The sequence below is a fragment of the Nocardia sp. NPDC056064 genome, assembly GCF_042266925.1.
In the GTDB taxonomy this organism is placed as follows: Bacteria; Actinomycetota; Actinomycetes; order Mycobacteriales; family Mycobacteriaceae; genus Nocardia.
The window spans coordinates 2,313,687-2,339,481 of record NZ_JBHJWO010000001.1 but is presented as its reverse complement, the minus strand read 5'-3'; the positions used below and the strand labels follow the sequence as shown (position 1 = coordinate 2,339,481).

The following is a 25,795-nucleotide window of genomic DNA, read 5'->3' as shown; positions in this document are numbered from 1 at the left end:
GCGCGCGATACTGTCGAGCCATGGCAGACGGTGACGGAGCCGACGAGGGCAACTCCGGTGGTGCGGGCGGGGCGGCCGACGCCCCACCACCGTCGTCGCGTCGCGCGATCGATCCCGTCGTCGCGCCGACCCTGCTCGGCCACCGGCACCCGGTGATCCACCGGGGCAGGCCACGCTGGACCACCGTCGGGCTGATCCTGCTCTTCACCGCCGCGCTGATCCTCTACCTGGCCCTGCGGCCCGGTGGCTGATCACGCCAGGGAATAAAGCGCTGGCGCCGTCACTTAGAGTTGACCGTTATGAAGGAGAAAGGCCGGAAGGTCATCGCGACCAACCGCCGCGCGCGGCACAACTACACGATCCTCGACACCTATGAGGCGGGGATCGCGCTGGTCGGCACCGAAGTGAAGAGCCTGCGCGAAGGCAAGGCCTCTCTCGTCGACGCCTTCGCGACCGTCGACAACGGGGAGGTCTGGCTGCGCGGCCTGCACATCCCGGAGTTCAGCCACGGCACCTGGACCAACCACTCGCCGCGGCGCACCCGCAAGCTGCTGCTGCACAAGCGCGAGATCGAGCACCTGGTCGGCAAGTCCAGGGAGGGCAACCAGACGCTGGTGCCGCTGTCGATGTACTTCTCCGACGGCAAGGTGAAGGTGGAACTCGCCCTCGCCAAGGGCAAGCAGGATTACGACAAGCGCCAGGATCTGGCTCGCCGACAGGCCGAGCGTGAGGTCACCCGCGAGATCGGTCGGCGGGTCAAAGGCATGCGTTGATCTCCGTCGCGCTCGCCCTGATCGCGGCGGCGGGCTACGGAGTCAGCGACTTCTTCGGCGGCATCGCCGCCCGGCGGGTCACCGCACTGCGCGTGGTCGTGGTGTCGTATCCGTTCTCGGTACTGCTGGTGCTGCTGATCGCCCCGCTGGTCGGCGGGCACGCGGACGCGGCCTCGGTTTTCTGGGGCCTGGCCGCCGGTGTCGCCAGCGGGCTGGCGGTGTGGTGGTTCTACGCCGCGCTCGCCGACGGTCCGATGTCGGTGGTCTCGCCGGTGACGGCCGTGCTCGTCGCCGGAATCCCGGTGATCGCCGGTTTCTTCCTGGGTGAGCGGCCCGGCCCGCTCGCGGTGGCCGGGATCGCGCTCGCGCTGGTCGCGGTGGTGCTGGTCAGCCGGGAGGCGCCCGACGAGACCACCGAGGAGATCATCGGCGGTCGCGAACTGCGCTTCTCCCGCCGCGTCGCCCTGCTGACCGTCGGTTCCGGCGCCGCGTTCGGCTTCGCCTTCTTCTTCCTGCACGAGACCAGCGCGGAGGCGGGCCTGTGGCCGCTGCTCGCCCAGCGTGTGGCCGCCACCGTCGTGGTGTGGACCTCCGCGCTGGCGGCGGGTGAGTTCGGCGGCCTGCACGGTGAACCGCTGCGGCTGGCGCTGGCCGTCGGCGTGCTCGACGTGATCGCCAACGCCGCCCTGCTCTACGCCTTCCACGGCTCGATGCTGTCGGTGGTCAGCGTGATCGGCTCGCTCTACCCGGCCGCCACGGTGCTGCTGGCGATGGTCCTGCTCGGCGAGCGGATCGGCGGACTGCAGAAGGTGGGGATGGGCCTGGCGCTCGCGGCGGTCGGGATGATCGCCGCGAACTAGAGCCGCAGGAGCTAGAGCCGCGTGCAGGGCTCGTGGATACCCAGCTTGCCCAGCGTGGTGCCCTGATATCCGGTACTGATCGCCCGCGCACCCATCGGCGCGGTCTTGTCCGGCTCGAACACCACCGACCACTCCGCCGACAGATCCGGCGCGCTGGCTCCCGTCGGATGCACCACCACCATGCCTTCACCGTCCGGCTTCAGGTCGGTGACCGTGCGCCGCAGCCCGGGCCGGGTCAGCTCCCCGGCGTCGGCCGCCGCGATGAGCAGGGCCTTGAGCGGATAGGAGATCGCCCAGCCCAGCGAGTAGCCGAAGTTGGCCGGTTCGCGATCGACCGCGGCGCGCGCGTGCTGGGCGCCGACGCTGTCACCCGCCCACCCGTCGACGGGAGTCGTGTAGTTGAACAGCGCGGTGAGCGCGGGCGCGGCGGGCGTCTGCAACAGCGCCGCGTTCCAGGTGGGCAGCGAGCCGAGGAAGCGGCCGGTGAATCCGGAGGCCACCAGCTTGCCCACGATCTCCGCGGTCTCGCCCGGTCCGGTGGCCAGCATCACCAGATCCGGTGACGCGGCCAGCACCTCCTCGACCGGACCGTCCTGATTGCCCACCTCACCGTTGGGTCCGGTCTCGATCATGTCGACGATGGTGGCGCCGTTGGCCACCGCCCACTTCATCGCCCCGGCGGCGTAGTCGCCACCCCAGTTCCCGCGATAGGCCACGATGGCGATATCGCGCGGGTTGTAGTGGTTCTCGGCGAACCAGTCCAGGCCCATCACCGCTTCGGTGCAGTAGGAGTAGCCCGCGCTGAGCACCAGATTGCGGTCGGCGCTGCGGTAGTTCCAGCCCGACCACTGCGTCGCCGCGACGCTGACCATGTCGTCGGCGTCCATCTGGTTGAGCAGCGCGATCGACTGCCCGGTGCCCAGGCTCTGCGCCAGCGCGAGCACATGCGGCTCGATCTCCTGATACGCGGTGCGGTGGGTGCGCGGGTCGAAGGAGGTGTTGCGGCTGTAGGTGGTGATGTCGATGTCGTAGCCGCCGATGCCGCCGGACTCGTTCACCTGGTTCCAGAACGCCAGCTGGCCCTCGTTCATCGAGATACCCAGCGGCGCGAACGGACCGCCACCGAGATCGGAGAGCACGCCCAGATAGATGCACCCCCGGTCCTTGTGCTGCGAGCCGGGACACGGCTCACTGGTCACACCCGGTCCGTAGTCCTGCTCACCCGTCGAGCAGGCCGCCACCGCCGACACGAGCGCGGCCACGACCGGGATCACCACGGCACGGCGCAGTGCCCGCGGTTTGGTGAATGCCATCAGGTAACTCCTAGTTCCAGTCGCCCCAGGGGATCTCGCTGTCCCAGTGCGGCCGAACGAGAACAGTACCCGCCTCCACCGGCCCGGCCACCCGGATTCACCCAGCCGGGCGGGCGAAGTTCGCTACCCGGTGACCGAGCCGACACCGCCCGCTGGCAGAAATAACGGGAAGAAACGCGACGGCGGGAGTGTTAACATGACTAGCCCGCACGGTGCGGGCACGTACGGGGCTGAACGGTTTCGACTGCGTACGTTGATTCAGGGGAAGCGTGTCGGTGCAGGCAAGAGACCACCGTAAGCGTCGTTGCAACCAATTAAGCGCCGATTCCAATCAGCGCGAGTACGCCCTCGCTGCCTAAGTAGCAGGTCGTCTCTGTCAGACCGGGTTCGTCTCTCGACCCGGACCCTGGCATCAGCTAGAGAGACTTACTGTCCGGCCCGGTCGCGGGGTCGGATGGAACATCCAACAGCGACTGGGATCGTCATCCGAGCTTGTTCGCGAGACCCGGAGATCCAAGCAGAGACCTAGCGAACTGCACACGGAGAAGCCCTGAAGACGCGGCGGAGGACCCGGGTTCGATTCCCGGCAGCTCCACTCGAGGCCCCTCACCTGATACCCAGGTGAGGGGCTTTTTCGTGCCAGAGAGCCGGTGCCCCTCAGGCGCGCAGCAAGGGCTGGGTCGAGCAGCGGAACGCGCCGCCGAACAGTCGTGACACCGTGAAGTCGATGTACTCCACGGTGATTCCGCGATCCTGGAGTTCGGCGCCGACCCGGGCGAACTGCGGGTCGGTGATGTAGGTGGCGCTGTCGACGGGCAGGCCGTTGGTGGCCATGGCGGCCGCTTCGTCCTCGTCGACCTCGATGACGTCCCAGCCGCGCAGTGATTCGGGGAGCCCGTCGGGCAGCCGGTCGCGGCAGGCGATCAGCAGCCCGTCGCGCACCAGTCCGAGCGCACAGTCCAGGTGCAGCACGTGGGTGGGTAGCCGGACCGGGACGACGTCGAAGCCGAACGGCGCGAGGTACTTCGCGAGCCAGCGGCAGCCGATCTCGTCGGTGGCCATCCCCGACCGGCCGACGAACACCTGCTTGCCGAGCACCAGCACGTCACCGCCCTCCAGGAACGGTCCGCAGTCGACACCCGGCTGGGGTGCCGCCACGTACCGCGCGGCGCTGGGCAGCACCCGGTCGAGCAGCAGTTCCCGGCTGGGCAGTATCTCCAGCCGCCGGTGCGGAAACTGCAGCACACCCTCGATGACGTGCGCACCGACGGTGAACCACGGGTCCCGCACGAAGAAGTTGCCGTATCCCGCGGGGCCCGCTGCGGTCTTCTCCGCCTCCGTGAACAACCGTGGCCGCAGCACCTCCACGCCGTGCCGGGTCAGCGCCGCGGCGAGCTGCTCCCGTTCGCCCGCCCACGCCCGCTGCCGGTCGGGATAGACCTCCCCGAAGTCTCTGGGGCCCACCGCTTCCAGAATCCCCACCGCGCCCGGCTCCACCGGCATCGAATGCCCGAGCAGTTCCGGATCGGCCGGTCCCCGGAACTCGCACCGGGCCACGACCACCGTCCGCAACGGTGCGAACTCGCTCTCGACGCGTATCTGCCTGTCACCGGTCATCCTCCGACCGTATCCAGCCGGCGCCCGCCGTCGATGACGACGAGGCCGCGCGTCTGCGCCGTCGCCGGATCGTTGCCGAACCCGCCTCGACCACACGACTGCCACAGCGCCCACCGGGCGACTGACCCGCGGTCGCGAACGACGTCCGTTCAGGGCACCGCGGGCGCCCGATCCGGGACGAGGTACTGCGCGATCTTCGTTCCGATGCCGACGGCGTTGTTCTTCGCGGAGTCCGAGGTGGGGCCGAGGGTGGTGTAGACGATGACGGTGGTGGCGGATTTCGTGTCGTAGAAGGCGACGCCGTCGTAGCCGCCGTAGGAGGGGTTCATGAACAGCCAGTCGGTGAGGTGGACGACGCCGAAGGCGAAGTAGCGGTCGGCGGTGAGGGGGCCCAGGCCGGCGGTGGAGGGGGCCATCATCTGCTGGAACTGGTCGGGGGTGAGGCGTTCGCCGGTGCCGAGGGCACGGACCCAGCGGCCGAGGTCGGCGACGGTGGAGTTCATGTTGCCGCTGTGCAGGAAGGCGGTCGGGTTCCAGAAGGTGGAGTCCTCGAAGAACTTTCGCTCGTTGGTGTAGCCGTGCAGGAAGGGTTCGTCCATCTGCGGGGTGCGGACGACGTCGCTGTGGTGCATGCCCAGTGGTGCGGTCAGGTGTCCGGAGATCAACTCGCCCAGTGGTTTTCCCGAGGCGCGTTGCAGGACTTCGCCGAGCACCACCAGGTCGCTGTGGGCGTAGGCGAAGCTGGTGCCTGGGTCGAACAGGGGTGGCCGGGCGGTGGCGCGTTCGATGAGCTGCGGTGCGGTCCACTCGCGAATCGGGTTCTCGCCGAAGATCTTCAGGAACTCGGGGTCGGTGACGTAGTCGGCGATGCCGGAGGTGCTGTTGGCCAGCATGCGCGGGGTGATCGTGTCGGCGCGCGGGAATTCGGGTAGCCAGCGCGCGATCGGCTCGTCCATCGACAGCACGCCGTCGCCGTCGAGCCGCCACAGCACCGTCGACAGCATCGGCTCCATCGGCTGACCCACCCGCACCCGCATGTCCGCGGTCGCGGGCACTCCGAGCGGTGACTCGCCCAGCGCGCCCAGCGCGACCTGCTCCCCGCCGCGCCACACCCCGTAGACCGCCGCGCTGAGATCGAGTTCGTCCATCCCGTCGCGCACGATCTCGGTGATCCGCGCGGCGGCGGGATCCTCGGCCGGTTCCGGCGGCGATTCGGTCGTGGTGCATCCGCCCAGTGCGAGGGCGAGCGCGAGGACGGCACCGGCCAGCCGGGACTTGCTCATGACGGCGATCCCTTCGTCCAGGAAAAACACACCCGAGCAGCGACGATGTCGAATCTACGCCGCCGCGGCCCACCCGCGACACCTCCTCGGTAGGATCCAGCCAGGCGGGGTAGGGCCGGAGGGAAATGCTGTGATCGAGGTGTGGGGTACGCGGGTGGCCGTCCGGTACGGGGACGGGCGGCTGGTGACTACGCCGCTGCGGGCCGACAACGAGGTGGGTCTCGACGTGTCGGTCGCGGAGCTGGCCAGGGTCGCGCTGGCGACCACCGAGGACGGGCTGCTGGCGCTGCTGCTGTTCTTCCGTTCGGCCGACCATGTGTTGAACGGGGTGCCCACCGAGCGCCAGCCCGTGCCGGTGTTCCTCGAGACCGGGGTGCGGGCGCAGGCGCAGGTGCTGGTGCGCGCGGTCGAACGGGATCTGATCGGCTTGCGGCGGATGTTCCCGCCCCGGCCGAATCTGGTTCCCCCGCAACCGGTTCCCGGTCCGGACGGCCCGCAGCGCCCCGATGTGACGGCCGCTGCGGGCCGGATGCGTTATGTGGGCAATTCGCTGCCGGAGATCGCCCTGCTGCACGGGTGCGCGCGCCCCGACGAGTACGTGCTCGAGCTCGCGCAGGCCGGGCACGAGGGGGTGCCGGGTCTGGTGGCCGTCACCACGCTGCGGCTGCTGTTCGTGTCCACCTGGGCGGTCTACGAATTCCCGGTCGCGGTGGTCACCGGCTCGCAGATCCTGACGCCGCCGGGCAAGGTCGCCACCCTGCGGGTGTCGGGTGCCGGTGCCGCGCTGGATTTCCTGGACTGGGAGGCGGTCGATTTCGTCCGCGTCGCCGAGGCGCTGCGCCTGGCTTGCGAGATCGAGCACGCCGACGGCTCGATCGCCCAGTCGCTGCCGTCGTCGGCCGATCTGTTCGGGGAATGGCAGCTGCTGGTGGAGCGGCGCAAACTCGGGATGGTCGAGGACGATCCGTTCCGGCGCCGGGCGGTCGGGATCATGCTGGCGATGCCGGGCTGAACACCGGCGCGCCCTGGTGCAGCGCCACCCGCCGCCACGGGCTCGACGGGCGCAGGTGCAGCCCGGCGATCATCCGGCTGCGTTCGGCCACTTGCCGTTTCGCCGCCGAGAGGTCCTGCGTGGCGGCCCAGAAGATGGCCCCGGTGAGGAATCCGTCGCCGAACTGGCGCCAGTTGCGATAGTGCTGACGGGCGCGGTCCAGCCCGGCCAGCATGTGCTCCCAGGTCTCGTCCTCGGCGAGGTAGCCCGCCGTGCGGGCGGCGCGGGCGATGAACACCAGCCGGGCCAGATCCCAGGCGGTGGCGTCGGTCTGCAGCGGGCTCGGCAGGCTGTCGGTGATACCGAGTTTGATGGCCTGCAGCCACGCGTCGTAGTCGCGGTCGATGCCCGCCGGACCGCGGTAGCCGCGGAAACCCGAGAGGGTGTGCAGGAATTCGCGATGCTCGTCGGCCAGGCCGGTGCGGTCCACGCGCCCGTTGTCGCCCGCCGCGGCGACGGCCAGCGGGTGCACGAGTTCGAACAGCGGCGCGTGCATGCCGGCGAGCAGGCGGCGGATGGTGTCGCGGGCGTCCTCGGCATTGTCGACGCCCCACGATTCGTGCAGGCCCTCGATCGCGGTCTCGCGCCGGGTGACGGTGCTGTCGGGCTCCTCGGGCAGGAAGGCGACGGCGTCGCAGTGCGCGCCCCAGCTGCGCCCGTAGTAGGCGCCCACCGCCAGCGCGGTGATCCGGTTGTCGTCGATGGCCGCGCCCGACCAGACATCGGGTTCGGTGTCGATATCGGACCCGGGAAAACTCGCGATCCGCGGCGCTCCACCGCGCACCGATGCTGCCGATTGCATGGAGCCCACCCCTCCGCCGAACGGAATGCTGTCGCCGCCAGATGCTACCGACCGTCACCCGGCCGCTCGTGGCGCGTACATGATGATGCCCACCCCGGCCAGGCACACCAGCGCCCCGAGCACATCCCATCGATCCGGCCGGAACCCGTCCAGCGCCATCGCCCACAGCAGCGATCCCGCGACGAAAACCCCACCGTACGCGGCCAGGATCCGCCCGAAATGCGCGTCCGGCTGCAAGGTCGCCACGAACCCGTACACCCCCAGCGCCACCACCCCGGCCCCGATCCACACCGTTCCCCGCTGCTCCCGCACGCCCTGCCAGATCAGCCAGGCTCCACCGATCTCGGCGACAGCGGCCAGCACGAACAGCAACACGGAACGCAACACGGTCATAGCGGGACCCTATGCGGTGGCGGCCGGGACCGTCGCGCCTCGCCCGGGGAAACGATCACCGGTACCGTGGCGAGGTGCCGATCTCGTTCGATATCACCGGTTTTCGGCGGATTCCCGACCCACCGTTCGGGCTCGCCGCCTGGACCGTGCGCGGAACGCCGGACATCGTCAGCCTGGCCTATCACGACATGGTGCCGGACCTGCCCGCCGCGCTGGACGGCGATACCGGCGATCTGCTGCGCGCCCTCGCCCGGGAACGCAGCACCACCGGTTGCCTGCTCGAGGCCGGGGTCGCGCGAATCGACGGCCAGGACTGCCTGACCAGGCTGGAGAAGCTCCCGCTGCCGAATCGCCCGCGCGGCCAGGCGTTCTGCGCGTCGGTCACGGTGCCCAAGGCAGCGTGCAGCGCCACCCTGCAGATCCTGTGCCCGGAGGACGGCGTCACCGGGATGCGCGAGGCCGTGCTCGCCGCCCGGATCGGCTTCGCGGACTTCTACCGGCCGCACCCGTTCGACCCGTGGCTGAAGAACGCCCTGCCCTGCCACGCCGCCGACGACCGCCGCTACGACGACGAATTTCCCGACCATCCGCTGACCAGGGCCCGGCGCTGGCTGGACCGCACCGTGCGCACGGCACGGCTGACCGCCGAGTTCGCGGCACTGCGTCCCTTCAGCGGTCCGTGATCTCGTCGAACCGCCAGAACAGCAGGCTCTGGTCGTAGCCGCCCGAGGCGAACCGGGCGCCGGACGCGTCGACGGCGAGAGCCATGACCGGCGCGCTGTGCGCGGTCAGCGGCTCCGCGACCAGCTGCTGGGTCCGCGTGTCCCACACCCGCACGGTGTTGTCGGTACCGCCGGTGACGAGACGGGCGCCGTCGCCGCTGAACGCCACCGAGGTGACGAACCCGCTGTGGCCCGACAGCACCCGGCCGAAGGGCCCGCCGGTGTCGGTGGACCACAGGCGCGCGGTGTGATCGAAACCGGCTGTCGCGAGCAGGGATCCGTCGGGAGCGAACGCGAGCGAGTACACGGAGTCGGTATGCCCCGCCAACGGACGGCCGATCGACGCACCCGTGTCGGCATCCCAGAACCGCACCGTGCCGTCCCGGCTCCCGGACGCGATCAGCCGCCCGGAGGGATGGAACGCCAGCGCGGTCACGCCGTCACCGTGACCGGTGAGCGGTCGCCCGATCGGCGCGCCGCCGCCGACCTGCCAGCGCCGAACGGTCCGGTCGCTACCCGCTGAGGCGAGTGTCGTCCCGTCGGGACCGAAGCGCACCGCGGTGACCGTGTCGACATGGCCCGAGCAGGGCCTGCCGTGCGCGACTCCGGTGTAGGGCTCCCAGCAGCGCACCGTGCCATCGGCACATCCGGCCGCGAGCACCCGGCTGTCCGGGCTGAAGTCGAGCGCGTGCACCGAGCCGGCCCGCAGCGGGACCGGCAGCGCCCAGGGCGCGTTGTCGGCGGTCGTCCAGAGGTAGAGCACACCGTCCGCGCCTGCGGCGGCGACCAGGGTGCCGTCGGGGCTGAACGCGATCGCGCCGAGCGCGGTCCCGACGAAGATCCCGGCGGACGGATCGACTCCGGCCGTCCGCCGCACTGGCCCTGTCATCCGCCGAAACCTCCCCGCGCACTGGTGAATCGGGTGTGACAGTACCGTGCGGGCCACCGGGCATCGCGTGGGCGGCGGTAGGGTGGACCGGGTTCGTCGGCGGGGTGGAGGGGGTCGGTGGTGCGGCTGCTACCGGGCACGGTGTTCGCCGGCTACACCGTGCAGCGTGAGCTCGGCGCGGGCGGGATGGGCGTGGTGTATCTCGCGCGGCATCCCCGGCTGGACCGGGCCGTCGCGCTGAAGGTGCTGGGCGAGCTGACCGGCGGCGGTGCCGGGGCACGAGCCGCCTTCGACCGCGAGGCGCGGCTGGCCTCGCGGCTGGACCATCCGAACATCGTCGCCGTCTACGACCGCAGCGCAGCCGACGAGGACACGCTGTGGTTGACCATGCGCTACATCGCCGGTGGCGACGCGGCAGGGCTGCTGCGCGACGCGCGGGCAGGACTGCCCGCCGACCGGGTGACCGGCTGGATCGCCGACGCCGCCCGCGGCCTCGACCACGCCCACCACCACGGCGTCCTGCACCGCGACATCAAGCCGGCGAATCTGCTCGTGGAACGCGACCACACCGACGAGGAACGGGTGCTGGTCGCGGATTTCGGCATCGCCCGCTCCTTCGACGACACCGTGACGGTCTCCGGCATCGCCGCGACCCTGCCCTACACCGCGCCGGAACGCTTCCTCGGCACGCCGGCCGACCATCGGGCCGACATCTACTCCCTGGGTTGCACGCTCTACGAATTGCTCACCGGCAGAAAGCCTTTCCCCGCGGGCGAGCAGGCCGCGATCATCGGCGCGCATCTCACGGCGCCGCCGCCACGGGTCACCGATCTGCGCCCGGACCTCCCCGCGGCACTGGACCGGGTCGTCGCGACCGCGCTGGCCAAGCAGCCCGCGGATCGCTATCCGAGCTGCGCCGCGCTGGCCAGGGCGGCCGCCGACGCGTTGTCGGTCGCGGCCCCGCACCCACCGCCCGCGTCGGCCCCGCACCCACCGGCCGCGCGCACCGCGCCGACCATGCGCGCCACGACACCGCCCACCGGCGACCGGCCGACGCAGGCACCGCCGCTGACTCCGATCGCCACGGTGAACATGGCCGTACCGGTCTGCTCGGTGACCTACAGCCCGGACGGTGCCACGGTCGCGGTCTGCGACGCCGACTACAACGTCGTGCGCGTCCTCGACGCCCAGACCCAGCAGCCGGTCGGCGAGCCGTTCATCGGGCATTCCGCGGCGGTCTTCTCGGCACGCTTCAGCCCGGACGGGAGGCTGCTGGTCACCGGCAGTGCCGACGGGACGGCGCAGATCTGGGACGCGCGCACCCGCCGCCCGGCCGGACCCCGGCTGACCGGCCACACCGGAACCGTCCACGCGGTCCGATTCGCGCCGGACGGCACCACCGTCGCCACCGCCGGAGCCGACCGGACCGTGCGGCTCTGGGATGTCGGCACCGCGCAGCCGATCGGCGCGCCGCTGCGGGGCCACACCGACCTCGTCTGTGACATCGCCTTCGCCCCCGACGGCGCGATGCTCGCGAGCGCGGGCGGCGACAGCACCGTCCGGCTCTGGGACCCGCGCACCGGCTCGCCGATCGGCCGACCGCTCACCGGGCACAGCCGCTGGGTCCAGTCGGTCGCCTTCACCCCGGACGGAACCCGGCTGGCCTCCGGCGGCGCCGACGGAACAGCCCGGCTCTGGGACCCGCGCACCGGCCGCCAACTGGGCGAATCCCTCACCGGCCACACCGATTCGGTGATCTCGCTCGCCGTCAGCCCGGACGGGTCACTGCTCGCCACGGCGGGCAACGACCGGACCGTGCGGCTCTGGGATCCCCGCACGGGTCGCGCGCTGGGTACCCCGGCCATCGGGCATACGCATTCGATCCTGTCCGTCGCGTTCAGTCCCGAGGGCAACTTCCTGGCGAGCGCCGGCTTCGACACCACCGTGCGGTTCTGGTCGGTCGCGGTCGGCGCGGCGGCGGGCACCGTCTCGCGGGCCACGCCCGCCTCGACGATCCGGACCGGCACCAGGATCGCGGCCCTGGCGTTCCGTCCCGACGGGACGGCGCTCGCGACCGGCGGCGACACCGAGGGTGTCACCCTGTGGGATCTGCGGACCCGGTCGGCGGTGGGTGGCCTGCACGGGCTCGGTGCGTGGGTCGAGGCGGTGGCCTTCGACCCGACGGGTTCGGCGGTGGCCGCCGGTGGCCGCGGCGGCACCGCGCACCTGTGGGACACCCGTGTCACCGATCCCGCGGGCTGGTCACTGGCCGGTCATCGGGGCTGGGTCTCCGCGGTGGGCTTCAGCCCCGACGGCGCCGTGCTGGCCACGGCGGGCACCGACGGCACGCTGCGCCTGTGGGACGCCGGGACGGGACAGCCGATCGGGCCGCCGCTGGTGGACCGGCCGGTCGCGGTGACCACCCTGTCCTTCTCGCCCACGGGCGCCCTGCTGGCCGCGGGCGGCCTCGACCAGGCCGTGCGGCTCTGGGACACCCGCACGCGCGGGCTCGCGGGTCCGCCACTGCTCGGCCACACCGAGTCCCTCTACACCGTGGCGTTCGGCCCGGACGGCACCGTGCTCGCCTCTGCCGGGCTGGACGCGGGAATCCGGTTGTGGGACATGCGAACCCGTGCGCAGATCGGCGATGCCCTCACCGGGCACACCGACGCCGTGCACGCGGTGGCCTTCAGTCCCGACGGGACCCTGCTGGCCTCGGCGTCGGCCGACCGCATCGTGCGGCTGTGGGACATCCGCACCCGGCGGCCGGTCGGCGCGCCGCTGCTCGGCCATACCGACGCGGTGACCGCCGTCGCCTTCAGCCGCGACGGCGCCCTGCTGGCCACCGGCAGCGCCGACGAGACGGTACGCCTGTGGCTCATCGCACCGGACCAGCGGTCGAAGGTGTCGGTGGGCGGGGCTACCGTCGGGGGATGACCGACTACCGGGAGCGTGCGGCACGCCTCGACCGGGCCGTGGTGTGGACTCGCGGCCGGTCCGCGCGGCCGGGGCCGGTCACGGTCTATCCCGACGGGTGCATGGATCTGATCTGGACCGAGGGCGCGCTCATGGTGGCCGGGCCGGACAGCCGCGCCTTTCTCGCGCCGTCGGATCGGGCCGGGGAGTTCGTCGGGATCCGCTTCGCGCCGGGGACGGCGCCCGCGCTGCTGGGCGTGCCCGCGGTGGAGTTGCTGAATCAGCGGGTCGACCTGGGCGATCTGCTGCCCACCCGGGAGGTCCGCACGCTGATCGACTCGATCGACAACGCGCCCGACCGGGTGGTGGCGCTCGAGACGGTCGCCGCTCGACTGGCCGAGGGGAAAGCGCGCGCCGACCCGGTGCTCACCGCCGTCGCGGACAATCTCGCCGCGGGCGCCACGGTGGCCGACACGGCCTCGCTGGCGGGGCTCTCGGCCCGGATGCTGCACCGCCGCAGCCTGGCGGCTTTCGGCTACGGACCCAAGATGTTGGCCCGAATTCTCCGGTTCCAGCGCGCGCTGGCCGCCGTGCGCGCCGGAATCCCGGCCGCCGAGACCGCCGCGGTGACCGGTTTCGCCGACCAGGCGCACCTGTCCCGAGAGTTCCGTGACCTGGCCGGATGCTCGGTCCGGGTGCTGCAGCCGCGGTAATCCGTGACCGTGCGCCCGGAAAGTCTCATTCGGCAACGCCCCGGGGGAAAGTTATGCTCACAGAGCACGCCCCGTCGCTTGTGCCAGGCAAGTCCGAAACACGACGAGAGGATGTGACCCGAATGATCGACGAATCCGTGTACTCCACGCTCCGTATCGAGGCCGAACGAGACGAAGTCCGTCGACTTGTCGTCGGTGCCGTCGTCGTCCGGCACCACCGGGTGCTCATCCTCCGCCGCCGACGATCCGACTCGCTGGGCGGCCGCTGGGAACTACCGAGCGGGGTCGTGGAACCCGGCGAGGCCCTCGACGACGCGGTGGCCCGCGAAGTCGCCGAGGAGACCGGGCTCGAGGTCACCGAGGTCACCGACTACCTGGGCGAATTCGACTACCTGTCCAGTACCGGCGCGCGGACCAGGCAGTTCACTTTCGTCGTCGATGTCGCCGCGACCGGGCCGGTGCGGTTGACCGAACACGACACCCACCTGTGGACCAGGCTGACCGGGGAACCGCCGGTCAGCGACGAGGTCCGCGAGATCCTGGGCCGGTACCAGCGGCGCCAGCGCGACCCGCGCGGCTGGTCGGCCTATTCGCTGGGCAACGGGGCGTAGAGATCGATGCCCTGGCCGTCGGGGTCGGCGAGCGTGGCGTAGCGCTGGCCCCAGACGGCGTCCCAGGGCGCGAGGTCGCCGTGGTAGCCGTCCGCGACGAGTTCGGCCCACAACTTGTCCACCTCGGCCGGGTCGGCGCAGCGGAACGCGATCCCGCTGCGGCCGTGCCCGGTCGGCGGCTCCCAGCCCGGTGAGAACGAGGCGATGACCGCCTCGGAGTCCAGCGCCAGGCGCAGGCCGCCACCGAGCGGTGCCTCGGTGTGTTTCTCGGTTTCCGCGCCCTCGGGGAAGGCGAGGCCGAGCTTGCGATAGAAGGTCACCGAGGCGGCCATGTCGGAGACGACGATCGAGATCACATCAAGCCGTGGAGTCATATCCGCAGCGTAAGCGAGGCGTCGGCGGGCGTCTTGAACGAATCGGACGTCAGCGGGTCGGTGCGGGCACCAGTTCGGCGATGAGGTTGCCGATCAGGATGCGCAGGTGGTCGCGGATGCCGCGCACCACCTCGATCGGCTGCCCGGCCGGGTCGGCCAGGACCCAGTCGCGATAGCTGATCCCGGGGAAGTACGGGCACACCTCACCGCAGCCCATCGTCACCACCACATCGGAGAGGCCGACGGCGTCGTCGGTGAGCGCCTTGGGTTGCTCGCCGGCGATGTCGATGCCGATCTCGGCCATGGCCGCCACCGCGACGGGATGCAGCGCGTCGGCGGGTTCGCTGCCCGCGGTGCGCACCTCGATGCGGGTGCCCGCCATGGCCCGCAGCAGTCCCGCCGCCATCTGCGACCGGCCCGCGTTCTGGACACAGACGAACAACACGCTGGGTGTGTGGGCCATGGTCGCCCTTTCGGCGCTGGAGCGAAGTGCTTGTGGCACTTCAGATATACCCGCGCCACCGGGGTGGAACAACCGGTACCGGCGGAATCAGTCCAGCGAACCCAGCACCCGGCGCACGTAGTCGTTGGCGAACACCCCGGTGGGGTCGAGGCGGCGGCGCACCGCGGTGAACCGGTCCCAGTCGGGGTAGCGCGGACGCAGGGTCTCGGCGGTCTGGTAGTGCCGTTTGCCCCAGTGCGGCCTGCCGCCGTAGGTGTCGAAAACCGCTTCGCAGGCACGGAAATACGGGTCCCACACCATGCCCTCGTACTGGTGCACGGCGATGTAGCAGGTGTCGCGCCCGCCCGCGGGGGACAGGAACGCGTCGTCGGGGGCCACCCAGCGCACCTCGATCGGCATCGGGGTGTCGAAGCGCTTGCCGAGCTCGACGATCTCGCGGACCGCTGCCACCGAATGTTCCCGGGGCACGGCGTATTCCATCTCGTTGAACTTCACCAGGCGCGGGGTGGCGAAGACGCGGTAGGAGCGATCGGTCTGCCGGTTGTTGCTGCCCGCGAGCGCGGCCAGCCGGTGGATGGTGGGGATGGCGGCGGGAATTCGCCTGCCCACCTTGCACATTCCGTCGTAGAGGTGATTGGCGAGCACGATGTCGTTGAGCCACTCGCTGATCCGGCCGCGCGGCTGTTCGACCGCGTCGGTGCGGTTGAGCGCCTTGGTCATCGCCACCGAGCTGTGCGGGAAGGCGAAGAACTCGAAGTGGTCGTTGCCGTCGACGTAGCTGTCGAGATCGGCGAGCACCTCGTAGAGCGGCACCGGCCGTTCGACATTGTCGAGCACGAAGGACGGCTCGAGCTGCAGCGTCGTCGCGGTGACGATGCCGAGCGCGCCGATACTGACCCGCGCGGCTTTCCATCCGTCCGGATCGGTCTGCTCGTTGAGCTCCACCCGGCTGCCGTCGGCCAGCATGACCTCCACCGAGTGCAGCGCCGCGGAGATGTTCTGCAGTTTCGCGCCGGTGCCGTGGGTGGCGGTCGCGGTGGCGCCCGCGATGGTTTGGGTGTCGATATCGCCCAGATTCGGGAACGCCAGCCCGTGTTCGTGCAGCAGCGGGCTCGCCGCGTTGAGCGTGAGCCCGGCCTCCACCCGCACCCGCCCGGTCGCGGTGTCCACATCGAGCACCCGGTTCAGCCCGCCCAGGTCGACGAGGGTGCCGTCGGTGAGCACCGCGTCGGTGAACGAATGACCCGAGCCGGCGACCCGCACGGTGCGCCCCGCCTCGGCCGCCGCGGTCACGATCTCGGCCAGTTCTTCGACGCCGCGGGGCGCGGCGACGACGGCGGGTGTGCAGCGCTGCTCGCCCGCCCAGTTCACCCAGGTGCTCTTGGTCATGTGTCCAAGAGTAGTGGATGAAGTGTGACGCGCGCTACTGGTTACGCGTGTGGCAACCGGTCAGCGATCGAATGGTCGAGGGGGGAATCGGGTCAGCGGCGGCGGCCGACGCAGCCCGCGGCCTTGGCCTGTTCGACTTCCTCGTCGGTGAGCGGGTCGACGAGCAGGGGGCGGCGGGGGACGGCGTCGGTGCGTACGCCGTTGAGGGTGACGGCCATATAGCGCTGCCACACTTCGGCATTCACCGGGCCCGCGAATTCGGCGAATGCGTTGACCATGTGGATCAGGGCGAAGAAGTCCGAGGTGGTGATGTCGGGGTGGACGGCGCCTGCCTCGCGGGCGCGCTCGACGATCGCGGTCACCGACGGGCGGATGCGGTCACGCAGTTCGGCGAAGCGGGCGGGATCTTCCTCGAGCTCGAGCATGACCTCGCCGAAGCCTCGATTGGCCGCGAGGTGCTTGCAGGCGTTCTCGAAGAACTCCACCAGGCCCAGCCAGGGGTCGGGATTGTCGAGCGCGCCCTCGGCGGCCTCGGCGAAGTCGACCAGGTGCTGGTCGAAGACCTCGGTGATGAGTTCCTTCTTGTTCGCGAAGCGGCGGTAGACCGTGCCCACGCCGACACCGGCGCGTTCGGCGACATCGTCGAGCGTGATCTCGAGACCGTGGTCGGCGAAGAGCTCGCGGGCGGCCGCGACGATCCGCTGCTGATTGCGCACGGCGTCGGCGCGCAGGCGGCGGGGTGGTGCTGGGGTCGTCGTGGCGTGATTCACAGGTGCATCCTAGCAATCCGGGGATTAAGTGGAGGTGGTTTCTCCGTTAATCTGGTAGCTTCGTTGAAGCGGAGGCGGTATCTCCAATTATGCCACCGGAAACACACGCAGACGACTCACAAGGGGAGTTATGACCACCACACTCGACACCGGGACCGAGCGTCCCGCGGACGCGGGCACGAGCCGCCGGGGTTCGCACGCCCTGCGCTGGTGGGTGCTCGCCGTCCTCGGCATCGCCCAGCTCATGGTCGTGCTGGACGCCACGATCGTGAACATCGCCCTGCCCGCCGCCCAGGCCGACCTCGGCTTCGGTGACGGCGACCGGCAGTGGGTCATCACCGGCTACGCGCTGGCCTTCGGCAGCCTGCTGCTGCTCGGTGGCAGGCTCAGCGACCTGTTCGGCCGCCGCAACACCTTCATCGTCGGCCTGATCGGCTTCGCGGTGGCCTCCGCCATCGGTGGCGCCGCGTCCAGCTTCGAGATGCTCGTGGCCGCCCGCGTCGGCCAGGGTGTGTTCGGCGCGCTGCTCGCCCCCGCCGCGCTGTCGCTGCTGACGGTCACCTTCACCGAACCCAAGGAACGGGCCAAGGCCTTCGGCATCTTCGGTGCCGTCGCCGGTGCCGGTGGCGCCATCGGCCTGCTGCTGGGCGGCGCGCTCACCGAGTGGGCGTCGTGGCGCTGGGCGATGTACGTCAACCTGATCTTCGCCGCCGTGGCGCTGGTCGGTGCCGTGCTGCTGCTGGCCAAGCACACCGCGACCACCCGCCCCAAGCTCGACTGGCCCGGCACCATCGCCGTCACCGCCGCGCTGTTCGGCATCGTCTACGGCTTCTCGCACGCCGAGTCGCACAGCTGGACCGACCCGGTCACGCTGGCCTTCCTGATCGGTGGCGCCGTGCTGCTCGCGGTGTTCGTCTGGATCGAGACCCGCGTCGCGCACCCGCTGCTGCCGCTGCGCATCGTGGCCGACCGCACCCGTGGCGCGTCCTACCTGACCGTGTTCACCATGGGCATCGGGATGTTCGCGATCTTCCTGTTCCTCACCTTCTACATGCAGCTGACCCTCGAGTACACCCCGATCGTCACCGGCCTGGCGTTCCTGCCGATGGTCGCGGGCATGGTGGCCTCCTCGACCACCGCGCCCTCGCTGCTGCTGCCGAAGGTCGGCCCGAAGATCGTCATCAGCGGCGGGTTCCTGGTCGCGGCGGTGGGCATGATCTGGCTGACCCGGATCGGCCTGGACACCAGCTACGTCACCCACATCCTGCCCGCCCTGGTCCTGCTCGGCCTCGGCCTCGGTGCCGCGATGTCGGTCGCCTTCCAGGGCGCCACGGCGGGTGTGCACCACGAGGATGCCGGTGTCGCCTCGGCGATGGTCAACACCAGCCAGCAGGTCGGCGGTTCGATCGGTACCGCGCTGCTGAGCACCATCGCTGCCTCGGCGATGACCGACTACGTCTCCTCGCACGCCCCCGGCCCGCTCACCATGGCGCAGGGCGCGATCGAGAGCTACACCACCAGCTTCTGGTGGGGGGCGGCCACATTCGTGCTCGGCGCGATCGTGATCGCCGTGCTCATGCCGAACACGGTGCCCGCCCCGGCCGAGGGTGAGCCGGTGCTGGCGCACTGATCGGCTGATCGAGAACCGAAGGCCCGGACCGCATAACGGTCCGGGCCTTCGGTCTGTGTGCCGTTTGCCCGGTATTCGCTGCGTCGCGGACGCGCCGCGGTGGGGCGACCCGAGGCGGACGCGGCGGATGTCGGTGGCTGTCGATACCATGAGCAACGACCATCAGCGGAGCGGATCCGGCCACGGCCCCCCGACCCGCAGCGCCCGGCGCCGTGGTGCCCGGCCAGCTCGCGACCCGCTGGGCGAGGCGGCATCGCACGACGGACGACGTGAACGCGACGACGGAAGGGGGCCGGCAGATGAGCGTTGCGCTCGGGTTCGTCGGCAGCATGCTCGGGGCGCCCGCCCGCAACCGGGCGGTGCCCGCGCGTCGCGAAACCACCCCGCCGCCGGGCGGGTCGGCGGTTACCATTGTCGATCCGGCGCGGCTGGGTGGTCCGACCGGCGCGAGCGCGGGCGCATGATCCTCATGACCAGCCGCGCGCAGCCGACACGGAAGGGAACCCCTGCCATGGCCCACGATCGCGCCGGACGGCCCGCCCGCCCGACCGACCTGGTGGACGTCGCCCACCTGGTCACCGCGTACTACAGCCGCGTCCCCGACCCGGACGAACCCGCCCAGCAGGTGGTCTTCGGCACCTCCGGCCATCGCGGCTCCAGCGTGGACTGCGCGTTCAACGAGGCCCACATCATGGCCATCACCCAGGCGATCGTCGAGTACCGCGCCACCCGCGGGATCACCGGCCCGGTCTACCTCGCGCGCGACACCCATGCCCTGTCCGAACCCGCCTGGACCACGGCGCTCGAGGTGCTCGCGGGCAACGACGTCACCGCGGTGATCGACGCCCGCGGCCGCTACACGCCCACCCCCGCGCTGAGTCACGCTGTGCTGCGGCACAACCGGGGCGGCACCAAGCATCAGGCCGACGGCATCGTCGTCACCCCCTCGCACAACCCGCCCGGCGACGGCGGCTTCAAATACAACCCCCCGCACGGCGGCCCCGCCGACACCAAGGCCACCGACGCCATCGCCGCCCGCGCCAACGAACTGCTGCGCGGCGGCCTCGCCGAGGTCCGCCGGGTGCCGCTGGACCAGGCCCTGAGCACCCATGTCGAGCGCTACGACTACCTCGACCACTACGTCGCCGATCTGCCGAACGCCCTGAACCTGGACGCGATCCGCGGCGCGGGCATCCGCCTGGGCGCCGACCCGATGGGCGGCGCGAGCGTGGACTACTGGGAGGAGATCGGTCAGCGTTTCGATCTCGAGCTCGAGGTGGTCAACCCGTTCGTCGACCCCACCTGGCGATTCATGACCCTCGACAGCGACGGCCAGATCCGGATGGACCCCTCCTCCCGGCACGCCATGGCCGCGCTGGTCGGCATCAAGGACGACTACGACATCTCCACCGGCAACGACGCCGACGCCGACCGGCACGGCATCGTCACCCCCGACGGTGGCCTGATGAACCCCAACCACTTCCTGGCCGTGGCCATCGAGTACCTGGTCGCCAACCGCATGTGGTGGGACGCGCTCACCAAGATCGGCAAGACCGTGGTCACCTCGTCCATGGTCGACCGGGTGGTCGGCGTGCTCGGCCGTGACGTGCACGAGGTGCCGGTCGGGTTCAAGTGGTTCGTGCCCGGATTGTTCAGCGGCAGCCTGGCTTTCGGCGGCGAGGAGAGCGCGGGCGCGTCGTTCCTGCGGATGGACGGCACCGTGTGGACCACCGACAAGGACGGCATCCTGCTGGCCCTGCTCGCCGCCGAGATCGCCGCCGTCACCGGCCAGACGCCCTCGGCCCGCTACGGCGAACTCGAACGTCAATACGGCAGCCCCGCCTACGCGCGCATCGACGCGGTCGCCACCGGCGAGCAGAAGGCCAAGCTCGCCCGGCTCACCCCCGACGCCGTCACCGGCACCGAGATCGCGGGGGAGCAGATCACCGGCATCCTCACCACCGCGCGCGGCAACGGCGCGCCGCTGGGCGGGCTCAAGGTCACCACCGAGAACGCCTGGTTCGCCGCGCGACCCTCCGGCACCGAGGACAAATACAAGATCTACGCCGAGTCCTTCCTCGGTCCCGAGCACCTCACCCAGGTGCAGGCCGCGGCCGAGGAGATGGTGAATCAGGCGCTGAGCGAGTGAGCGCGCCGGCCAAAGTCCGGCTACCCGCCGAGATCTGGGTCCTGATCGCGGCGGCCTTCGTGATCGCCCTGGGCTTCGGGCTGGTCGCCCCGGTCCTGCCGCAGTACGCGCGCCAGTTCGGTGTCGGCATCGCGGCGGCCTCGGCCATCGTGAGCGCCTTCGCGCTGATGCGGCTGCTGTTCGCGCCCGCCAGCGGGCGGTTGGTGCAGAAGCTGGGGGAGCGGCGCGTCTATCTGGCGGGCATCGTCATCGTCGCGCTGTCGACCGGTGCCTGCGCGCTGGCCCAGACGTATTGGCAACTGCTGGTGCTGCGTTCGCTCGGCGGGGTCGGCTCGACCATGTTCACCGTGTCGTCGATGGCGCTGATCATCCGGGTGTCGCCCCCGGCGGCGCGCGGGCGGGTCTCGGGGATCTATTCGACGAGTTTCCTGATCGGTTCGCTGCTGGGTCCGCTGGTCGGCGGAGTGCTCGCCGGGCTCGGGTTGCGGGCACCGTTCGTCATCTATATGGCCGCGCTGCTCGTGGTCTGTGTCATCGTCTTCGCCGGGCTGCGCGACTCCCCGGTGCTCGTCGCCGACGATGCCGCCGCCACGTCGGTGTTCACCTTCCGGCACGCCTGGTCCGAACCCGCCTACCGCTCGGTCCTGCTGTCGAGTTTCGCCGGTGGCGCGGCCGTGTTCGGCGTGCGGATGGCGTTCGTCCCGCTGCTGGTGGTGGAGACCCTGCGCCAGGAATCCGGCATGGCCGGGGTGGCGCTGACGGTGTTCGCCGCAGGCAATGCGGCGGTGCTGTTCGTCTCCGGTCGCCTCTCCGACCGCTTCGGCCGCAAACCGTTCCTGATCGCCGGTTCGGCCATCTGCGCGGTGGGCACCGGCGTGCTCGGCTTCGCCCCCTCGCTGCCCTGGTTCCTGGTCGCCTCATTCGTCGCCGGGCTCGGCTCGGGCATGTTCAGCCCCGCCCAGCAGGCGGCCCTGGCCGACGTCATCGGCGCGCGGGCCCGCGGCGGCCCGGTGCTGGCCGCCTTCCAGATGGCCGCCGATCTGGGCACCGTGCTCGGCCCGATCGCGATCGGCTGGCTGGCCGAGCGCACCTCCTTCGGCGTCGGCATGGCGGTCACCGGTGCGCTGCTCGCGGTCTCGGCCGTGGTCTGGGTGCTGACCCCCGAGCCCTCCCGGATCGTCCATCCCGACGACCCCACCCACCCCGACCACGCCGGTGACGGCATCGACCCGCAATGCAGTTGCGACGGTTCCGACGGCGTCCCGGTGGTGCGCGACGGCATGGTCGCGACGGCCCGTCGCGGCGCTCCCGGCTGAGCGGACCCGCAGGTCAACGCCATTTCCCGGTGCCCGGCCGCCGGGTGACGCGCGCCTCGAGGCAGAGTGGACGGGTGAGCAGCGCCAAGTCACCCCACAATCCGCGCCCCGTGTCCAGCAACACCACCTACGCGCTGGCCGCGGTGGCGCTCGTGCTGATCGGGGCGATCGTGTTCGCCGCGTACAAGTGGGGCAACGACGGGCCGCCGCCGGTCCGCAACGAGGGATACGGCCCCGTCCACGACCCGGCCGTGCAGGTGAGCACCACGCCCGCCGGCGTGATCCGCCTCGGCCGCCCCGACGCCGCCAAGACCATCGACCTGTTCGAGGACCCGATCTGCCCCGCCTGCGGCGTTCTCGAGACCAGCTACGGCCAGGAGCTGGCGCAGAAGATCGACGAGGGCGAACTGGCGATCAACTACCACTTCGTCACGTTCCTCGACGACAAGTCCAAGAGCAAGGACTACTCCACCCGCGCCTTCGCCGCGAATCTCTGTGTCGCCCAGACCGGTTCGGGCCCGATCTACGGAAAATTCCACGAGACCGTCTTCACCACCCGCCAGCCCGACGAAGGCGCCGCCGACCTGAGCAACCCCGCCCTGGCCAGAATCGCCACCGAATCCGGCGCCCCCGAATCCGTGGCCACCTGCATCACCGGCGGCGCCCAGCTCGACGCCGCCCGCACCGCCGCCGCCACCAACCTCGCCGACCTCGACGCCCGCACCGGCAACAAGTCCGCCACCCCCTCCGTCTACGACGGCACCACCAAGCTCGACTGGTCCGACGAAAACTGGGTCACCACCCTCACCCCCTGACACCCCGAGGTGAGGTTCCCCACACCCCACCCCTCACCCACACCTCTCCACCCCCCACCACCCCCTCCAGCCACACCCGAAAATCCCCACTTTTCCGCCCTCTACCAGCCGATTTGTAGTCGCCGAGAACCATGGTGTAACTTCATTCAGGCAGCAGCGAGAGCGGCTGAAACAAAAGAACAAGGGGCTATGGCGCAGCTGGTAGCGCACCACACTGGCAGTGTGGGGGTCAGGGGTTCGAGTCCCCTTAGCTCCACAGAAATAGCAGGTCAGGCCCGGTCAAATGACCGGGCCTGACCTGTTTTCCGGTTCTGGCCCCCGTAAACCCCCCGTTTTTGATTGTGTGTTTGATGGATGCTGCGTGCGGCCTGCCCTGTCGTGGGTCCGATTCGCCGCGATGGGCGATGCGTCCGCAGCCGACAGTGAGAACCTGTCTGGCGATCTCACTCCGCCATCCAGTGATTGTTTCGGTCGCGGGATGGAGTTCTTGGGCGGGTCAAGTTCGCCGCACGGGGCTTGCGGCGCCGCCCGCTGGTGACCACAGGTTGCGCACCCCGGCAGGTTGAACGCGCGAACCGTGTTGATTGCCCGGACGACGCCGACGACTCCATGCTCCTGACGGGCGTGCCAAGCTTGCCCAACCTGGCCTTCCCGAACGGTGGCTCATGTCCGGATCTCACCTATCTCAGCGGCAGTTCTGGTGCTGGTCTATTGGCCCGGGCGGTTGTGGCCTGGCAGCGCGATGGTCCAGTTCATACTGGTCTGCGGGGCCTGCAAATCTGTCGAACAGCGCCGTGAAGAATTCAGTGAGTGATGGCTTCGCGGTTTCGGGGTCGGTCAGCACGGCGCCACCGAAGCGGAAGACCTCGTAGCCGCGCATCCGTGGGATCATGTCGATTCGGGTGTCGCGTGCATAGACCTGCGGTGAGGCGATGCCATCTTGGCCGGTGTAGTGGGGTTTTACGTCGACTTCGAGAACGACACTGTGCCCGCGGCGACACTATGCCGAGGTGCTCAGGTGTGACCTACCGGTCTGCCTCCGGCGGCGGTAGGCCCGCTGTCGACATGCGTTGTCGCAATAACGTCGTGGCCTGCCCAACCCCCCAGCCCTTGCGATCTTCAGATCGCAAGGGCACCCACCGCATGGATTTCCGCGCGACTCAGTCCAGCCGAGATGGAACTGACACCACCTTCGCTTCCTGGCGGCGAAATCACGATCAGTGGCCTGACTGAATAGCCTCAGAATCCGGTGCAGCTCATCGGTTTTGAGATCGTGGTTGCGGCTTACGGGGCGGCCCCCGCGGTATGCGGAGATCGTCCACATCAGCGTCATCTCCGCTTCGATGTACGACAGCCCGGTGGCTTCGGCTGCTTCCCACAGCATTTGGCCGTCGAGTAGACGGCTGATCAACTCTGACTCTCGCTCGGTCACAAAGTGGAGAAGGGCCTCAACCTGCTGGCCGAAGTGCTGGACGGCGGCTCTGTCGGTGGCTTGCTGCTCTACTGGGTCGTAATGGTACCTGCGGCGGCTCATGCCCTCCTCCCGGCGGATCGGAGCTCATCGACATCAGCCATGCTGCGTTGGGCCGGGCCGCGGAACCCGAAACCAGCGACCCACGCCTCGAAAATCCAGGGCACATCGTCACGGTTTGCTCTGCACAGGGCGAGGATCGTCACAACAGTAACCGCGCTGAAATATGCTGCCGCCGCCCACCACTGGGTGGAGAGGATCACACCGGTCACCACAGCCGTCCCGCCAGCAACCACGGTTGTCCTGAGCATGAACACACCTCCGGGAATAGAAGAGCCCCCGACAATCGCTCGCCGAGGGCTCGATGGTTTGGCAATAACGCCAGAAATGGAAAGGGCCCCAGTCGCGGGACTGAGGCCATGAAGAGAGAGCTGTGCCCTCGTTCACTGGAGCATATCACTCACAACAGCTACAGAACCGCTGCAGCGGAACAGCTCCCACCTGCTGAAAGTGCGATAGCTTGACACTGCACAACTTTCGTAACGTTTGAGACAGGGGTCCGACAAGGACTGTCAGTGACTGCTGATGGCGGGCCCGAACACGCACTTCCATGCGGCGACGCCTGCCTGCGGATCCCGGCCGACGGCAGCTAATGATCCCGCCTGCCCCCAAGCCGTGATGGCGGAAAGCATCGACGCCACCCTCGCGCAGATCCCCGGGCAGCCACGCCGTTCTACGCCTTCCAGCCGAAGGTGGCAGCCGATGTCGGCCGTGGCCGCTTCACTGATCGAGCGGCTGCGGGAAGTCGTCCGAATTGCCGGGAGCCTGACGCCAGCACGTTCCGTCCAACCCGATATGACCCCCGAAGACCGTGAAGCGCTGATCGAGGCGGGCTACGACCCCGACGATCCCCATGTTCAGGCCCGTACGAAGCAGGTGGAGCGAGGCCTGAAAGTAATGCGTCAGCGCTGGCACTCGCATCTGCAGCACCCGACGGCCGCATCGGTCACCGATGGACGGTGCGGCTGTTGATGGCGATGACGGTCGGACCTGGACGCCAACGGCCGCTGCCGCTTCACCCGACTGCGGTCGTAGCCGCGCTGATTTTCATGCGGGGACCTGATGGCGCTCTCGTCGCGCGGTTTCCACTCTGCTAGGGCACTGCGCTGTTGGTTCAGGATCGTTGGGCGCGCCGCATCGTAGGTCTCGCGCCCCCTTTTGCCAGGTCGACGTTCGCGGGGGTCCGCGCGCGTTTGATCGCGGCGCCGAGGATCGCGGTGACCTCCTCGCTGAGCTTCACGAGCCGGTCGTAGCTCTCGTCTCGGGACACCTGCGTATTCAGGCCGCGGGGCCTGCAGACGGCGGGGGTCTACGGGGCCGGGTATCCGGGGTTGCGCGATGTGTGGTCTCAACCCCAGGGGTGGACGGTTCGCGGTGAGCGCGGGTGAAGGCGAGTACCGGAGTGTGCCGGCTTC

The 25,795-nt window shown here is 70.0% G+C and carries 26 protein-coding genes, 1 tRNA gene and 1 other RNA gene; 16 read left to right on the top strand and 12 right to left on the bottom strand.

Annotated features, from left to right (window positions below; all coding sequences use genetic code 11):
* The first annotated feature begins 20 nt into the window (after window positions 1-20).
* The 3 genes from ACFC06_RS10720 to ACFC06_RS10710 are packed head-to-tail and all read left to right on the top strand — an operon-like array spanning window position 21 to window position 1,633.
* Window positions 21-251, top strand: coding sequence for a hypothetical protein (locus ACFC06_RS10720; protein ID WP_375929538.1), 231 nt, complete (start codon window positions 21-23; stop codon window positions 249-251).
* 48 nt (window positions 252-299) lie between these two features.
* Window positions 300-773, top strand: coding sequence for an SsrA-binding protein SmpB (gene smpB, locus ACFC06_RS10715; protein WP_110036321.1), 474 nt, complete (start codon window positions 300-302; stop codon window positions 771-773).
* Window positions 770-1,633 carry an EamA family transporter gene (locus ACFC06_RS10710; RefSeq protein ID WP_375929537.1) on the top strand — a complete coding sequence of 288 codons (864 nt, stop codon included), beginning with the start codon at window positions 770-772 and terminating at the stop codon, window positions 1,631-1,633. Before smpB ends, ACFC06_RS10710 begins: the two co-directional genes overlap by 4 nt.
* Before the next feature lie 11 nt (window positions 1,634-1,644).
* Here ACFC06_RS10710 and ACFC06_RS10705 read toward each other — a convergent pair whose 3' ends face one another.
* On the bottom strand, window positions 1,645-2,946 hold the full coding sequence (locus tag ACFC06_RS10705) for an ABC transporter substrate-binding protein (RefSeq protein WP_375929536.1): 1,302 nt from the start codon (window positions 2,944-2,946) through the stop codon (window positions 1,645-1,647).
* Between the two features lie 226 nt (window positions 2,947-3,172).
* Here ACFC06_RS10705 and ssrA point away from each other — a divergent pair.
* Window positions 3,173-3,544: a transfer-messenger RNA gene (ssrA, locus tag ACFC06_RS10700) on the top strand.
* 59 nt (window positions 3,545-3,603) lie between these two features.
* On the opposite strand, the gene ACFC06_RS10695 is transcribed toward ssrA, so the two are convergent.
* The gene (locus ACFC06_RS10695) at window positions 3,604-4,563 is read right to left on the bottom strand and encodes a dimethylarginine dimethylaminohydrolase family protein (RefSeq protein WP_375929535.1); all 960 of its coding nucleotides are present in this window, start codon (window positions 4,561-4,563) and stop codon (window positions 3,604-3,606) included.
* A 149-nt stretch (window positions 4,564-4,712) separates the two neighbouring features.
* Window positions 4,713-5,846: a serine hydrolase domain-containing protein gene (locus tag ACFC06_RS10690; protein WP_375929534.1), complete on the bottom strand. Its 1,134-nt coding sequence runs from the start codon at window positions 5,844-5,846 to the stop codon at window positions 4,713-4,715.
* Window positions 5,847-5,976: 130 nt separating this feature from the next.
* Here ACFC06_RS10690 and ACFC06_RS10685 point away from each other — a divergent pair, with 130 nt between their 5' ends.
* Window positions 5,977-6,858 (top strand): hypothetical protein, encoded by an 882-nt coding sequence (locus tag ACFC06_RS10685; RefSeq protein ID WP_375929533.1) that lies wholly within the window; start codon window positions 5,977-5,979, stop codon window positions 6,856-6,858.
* Here the strand turns inward: ACFC06_RS10685 and ACFC06_RS10680 are convergent.
* On the bottom strand, window positions 6,836-7,699 hold the full coding sequence (locus ACFC06_RS10680; protein ID WP_375929532.1) for a DUF1266 domain-containing protein: 864 nt from the start codon (window positions 7,697-7,699) through the stop codon (window positions 6,836-6,838). The genes ACFC06_RS10685 and ACFC06_RS10680 overlap by 23 nt on opposite strands.
* A 54-nt stretch (window positions 7,700-7,753) precedes the next feature.
* Window positions 7,754-8,092: a YnfA family protein gene (locus tag ACFC06_RS10675; protein ID WP_375929531.1), complete on the bottom strand. Its 339-nt coding sequence runs from the start codon at window positions 8,090-8,092 to the stop codon at window positions 7,754-7,756.
* A gap of 74 nt (window positions 8,093-8,166) precedes the next feature.
* On the opposite strand from ACFC06_RS10675, the gene ACFC06_RS10670 reads away from it, so the two are divergent.
* Window positions 8,167-8,775 carry a hypothetical protein gene (locus tag ACFC06_RS10670; RefSeq protein ID WP_375929530.1) on the top strand — a complete coding sequence of 203 codons (609 nt, stop codon included), beginning with the start codon at window positions 8,167-8,169 and terminating at the stop codon, window positions 8,773-8,775.
* Here ACFC06_RS10670 and ACFC06_RS10665 read toward each other — a convergent pair.
* Window positions 8,762-9,703, bottom strand: coding sequence for a WD40 repeat domain-containing protein (locus ACFC06_RS10665; protein WP_375929529.1), 942 nt, complete (start codon window positions 9,701-9,703; stop codon window positions 8,762-8,764). The two genes, ACFC06_RS10670 and ACFC06_RS10665, sit on opposite strands and share 14 nt — an antisense overlap.
* A gap of 117 nt (window positions 9,704-9,820) precedes the next feature.
* Between ACFC06_RS10665 and ACFC06_RS10660 the strand changes: the two genes are divergently transcribed.
* From ACFC06_RS10660 to ACFC06_RS10650, 3 genes are all read left to right on the top strand, one after another.
* Complete coding sequence (locus tag ACFC06_RS10660; protein WP_375929528.1) at window positions 9,821-12,640, top strand: WD40 repeat domain-containing serine/threonine-protein kinase; 2,820 nt, start codon at window positions 9,821-9,823, stop codon at window positions 12,638-12,640.
* The gene (locus tag ACFC06_RS10655) at window positions 12,637-13,332 is read left to right on the top strand and encodes a DUF6597 domain-containing transcriptional factor (RefSeq protein ID WP_375929527.1); all 696 of its coding nucleotides are present in this window, start codon (window positions 12,637-12,639) and stop codon (window positions 13,330-13,332) included. The genes ACFC06_RS10660 and ACFC06_RS10655 overlap by 4 nt, the downstream gene beginning before the upstream one ends.
* Before the next feature lie 122 nt (window positions 13,333-13,454).
* Window positions 13,455-13,943 (top strand): NUDIX hydrolase, encoded by a 489-nt coding sequence (locus ACFC06_RS10650; RefSeq protein ID WP_375929526.1) that lies wholly within the window; start codon window positions 13,455-13,457, stop codon window positions 13,941-13,943.
* Here ACFC06_RS10650 and ACFC06_RS10645 read toward each other — a convergent pair.
* The 4 genes from ACFC06_RS10645 to ACFC06_RS10630 form a co-directional block, all read right to left on the bottom strand.
* Window positions 13,919-14,317: a VOC family protein gene (locus ACFC06_RS10645; RefSeq protein WP_375929525.1), complete on the bottom strand. Its 399-nt coding sequence runs from the start codon at window positions 14,315-14,317 to the stop codon at window positions 13,919-13,921. The genes ACFC06_RS10650 and ACFC06_RS10645 overlap by 25 nt on opposite strands.
* 49 nt (window positions 14,318-14,366) lie before the next feature.
* Entirely contained in the window at window positions 14,367-14,780 is a 414-nt protein-coding gene (locus ACFC06_RS10640; RefSeq protein WP_375929524.1) for an arsenate reductase ArsC, read from the bottom strand.
* 87 nt (window positions 14,781-14,867) lie between these two features.
* Window positions 14,868-16,169, bottom strand: a complete 1,302-nt coding sequence (locus tag ACFC06_RS10635; protein WP_375929523.1) for a D-arabinono-1,4-lactone oxidase — start codon at window positions 16,167-16,169, stop codon at window positions 14,868-14,870.
* Window positions 16,170-16,261: 92 nt separating this feature from the next.
* Window positions 16,262-16,939: a TetR/AcrR family transcriptional regulator gene (locus ACFC06_RS10630; RefSeq protein ID WP_375929522.1), complete on the bottom strand. Its 678-nt coding sequence runs from the start codon at window positions 16,937-16,939 to the stop codon at window positions 16,262-16,264.
* A gap of 130 nt (window positions 16,940-17,069) precedes the next feature.
* Here ACFC06_RS10630 and ACFC06_RS10625 point away from each other — a divergent pair, with 130 nt between their 5' ends.
* The 6 genes from ACFC06_RS10625 to ACFC06_RS10600 all read left to right on the top strand — a co-directional run bounded on the left by ACFC06_RS10625 (window position 17,070) and on the right by ACFC06_RS10600 (window position 23,105).
* Entirely contained in the window at window positions 17,070-18,569 is a 1,500-nt protein-coding gene (locus ACFC06_RS10625) for an MFS transporter (RefSeq protein WP_375929521.1), read from the top strand.
* A 299-nt stretch (window positions 18,570-18,868) separates the two neighbouring features.
* Complete coding sequence (locus ACFC06_RS10620) at window positions 18,869-19,033, top strand: hypothetical protein (RefSeq protein WP_375929520.1); 165 nt, start codon at window positions 18,869-18,871, stop codon at window positions 19,031-19,033.
* Window positions 19,034-19,080: 47 nt separating this feature from the next.
* Entirely contained in the window at window positions 19,081-20,718 is a 1,638-nt protein-coding gene (gene pgm, locus ACFC06_RS10615) for a phosphoglucomutase (alpha-D-glucose-1,6-bisphosphate-dependent) (protein ID WP_375929519.1), read from the top strand.
* Window positions 20,715-22,034 carry an MFS transporter gene (locus tag ACFC06_RS10610; RefSeq protein WP_375929518.1) on the top strand — a complete coding sequence of 440 codons (1,320 nt, stop codon included), beginning with the start codon at window positions 20,715-20,717 and terminating at the stop codon, window positions 22,032-22,034. The genes pgm and ACFC06_RS10610 overlap by 4 nt, the downstream gene beginning before the upstream one ends.
* Before the next feature lie 74 nt (window positions 22,035-22,108).
* A complete protein-coding gene (locus ACFC06_RS10605; protein ID WP_375929517.1) occupies window positions 22,109-22,849 on the top strand; it encodes a DsbA family protein in 741 nt (246 codons plus the stop codon).
* 183 nt (window positions 22,850-23,032) lie between these two features.
* Window positions 23,033-23,105 (top strand) — tRNA-Ala (locus ACFC06_RS10600).
* 429 nt (window positions 23,106-23,534) lie between these two features.
* Here the strand turns inward: ACFC06_RS10600 and ACFC06_RS10595 are convergent.
* Both ACFC06_RS10595 and ACFC06_RS10590 read right to left on the bottom strand, forming a co-directional pair.
* Window positions 23,535-23,729: a hypothetical protein gene (locus tag ACFC06_RS10595; protein ID WP_375929516.1), complete on the bottom strand. Its 195-nt coding sequence runs from the start codon at window positions 23,727-23,729 to the stop codon at window positions 23,535-23,537.
* A gap of 650 nt (window positions 23,730-24,379) precedes the next feature.
* Window positions 24,380-24,631: a hypothetical protein gene (locus ACFC06_RS10590; RefSeq protein WP_375929515.1), complete on the bottom strand. Its 252-nt coding sequence runs from the start codon at window positions 24,629-24,631 to the stop codon at window positions 24,380-24,382.
* A 451-nt stretch (window positions 24,632-25,082) separates the two neighbouring features.
* On the opposite strand from ACFC06_RS10590, the gene ACFC06_RS10585 reads away from it, so the two are divergent.
* Complete coding sequence (locus ACFC06_RS10585; protein ID WP_375929514.1) at window positions 25,083-25,352, top strand: hypothetical protein; 270 nt, start codon at window positions 25,083-25,085, stop codon at window positions 25,350-25,352.
* The last annotated feature ends 443 nt before the right edge of the window (window positions 25,353-25,795 follow it).

Bases quoted from the DNA above. Each gene is read 5' to 3' on its own strand.
- ACFC06_RS10690 (WP_375929534.1), bottom strand. From the start codon at position 5,846: ATGAGCAAGTCCCGGCTGGCCGGTGCCGTCCTCGCGCTCGCCCTCGCA.
- ACFC06_RS10650 (WP_375929526.1), top strand. From the start codon at position 13,455: ATGATCGACGAATCCGTGTACTCCACGCTCCGTATCGAGGCCGAACGA.
- ACFC06_RS10720 (WP_375929538.1), top strand. From the start codon at position 21: ATGGCAGACGGTGACGGAGCCGACGAGGGCAACTCCGGTGGTGCGGGC.
- ACFC06_RS10645 (WP_375929525.1), bottom strand. From the start codon at position 14,317: ATGACTCCACGGCTTGATGTGATCTCGATCGTCGTCTCCGACATGGCC.
- ACFC06_RS10635 (WP_375929523.1), bottom strand. From the start codon at position 16,169: ATGACCAAGAGCACCTGGGTGAACTGGGCGGGCGAGCAGCGCTGCACA.
- ACFC06_RS10590 (WP_375929515.1), bottom strand. From the start codon at position 24,631: ATGCTCAGGACAACCGTGGTTGCTGGCGGGACGGCTGTGGTGACCGGT.
- pgm (WP_375929519.1), top strand. From the start codon at position 19,081: ATGGCCCACGATCGCGCCGGACGGCCCGCCCGCCCGACCGACCTGGTG.
- smpB (WP_110036321.1), top strand. From the start codon at position 300: ATGAAGGAGAAAGGCCGGAAGGTCATCGCGACCAACCGCCGCGCGCGG.
- ACFC06_RS10675 (WP_375929531.1), bottom strand. From the start codon at position 8,092: ATGACCGTGTTGCGTTCCGTGTTGCTGTTCGTGCTGGCCGCTGTCGCC.
- ACFC06_RS10640 (WP_375929524.1), bottom strand. From the start codon at position 14,780: ATGGCCCACACACCCAGCGTGTTGTTCGTCTGTGTCCAGAACGCGGGC.
- ACFC06_RS10625 (WP_375929521.1), top strand. From the start codon at position 17,070: ATGACCACCACACTCGACACCGGGACCGAGCGTCCCGCGGACGCGGGC.
- ACFC06_RS10665 (WP_375929529.1), bottom strand. From the start codon at position 9,703: ATGACAGGGCCAGTGCGGCGGACGGCCGGAGTCGATCCGTCCGCCGGG.
- ACFC06_RS10585 (WP_375929514.1), top strand. From the start codon at position 25,083: ATGTCGGCCGTGGCCGCTTCACTGATCGAGCGGCTGCGGGAAGTCGTC.
- ACFC06_RS10655 (WP_375929527.1), top strand. From the start codon at position 12,637: ATGACCGACTACCGGGAGCGTGCGGCACGCCTCGACCGGGCCGTGGTG.
- ACFC06_RS10695 (WP_375929535.1), bottom strand. From the start codon at position 4,563: ATGACCGGTGACAGGCAGATACGCGTCGAGAGCGAGTTCGCACCGTTG.
- ACFC06_RS10620 (WP_375929520.1), top strand. From the start codon at position 18,869: ATGAGCGTTGCGCTCGGGTTCGTCGGCAGCATGCTCGGGGCGCCCGCC.
- ACFC06_RS10705 (WP_375929536.1), bottom strand. From the start codon at position 2,946: ATGGCATTCACCAAACCGCGGGCACTGCGCCGTGCCGTGGTGATCCCG.
- ACFC06_RS10680 (WP_375929532.1), bottom strand. From the start codon at position 7,699: ATGCAATCGGCAGCATCGGTGCGCGGTGGAGCGCCGCGGATCGCGAGT.
- ACFC06_RS10595 (WP_375929516.1), bottom strand. From the start codon at position 23,729: ATGCGCGGCTACGAGGTCTTCCGCTTCGGTGGCGCCGTGCTGACCGAC.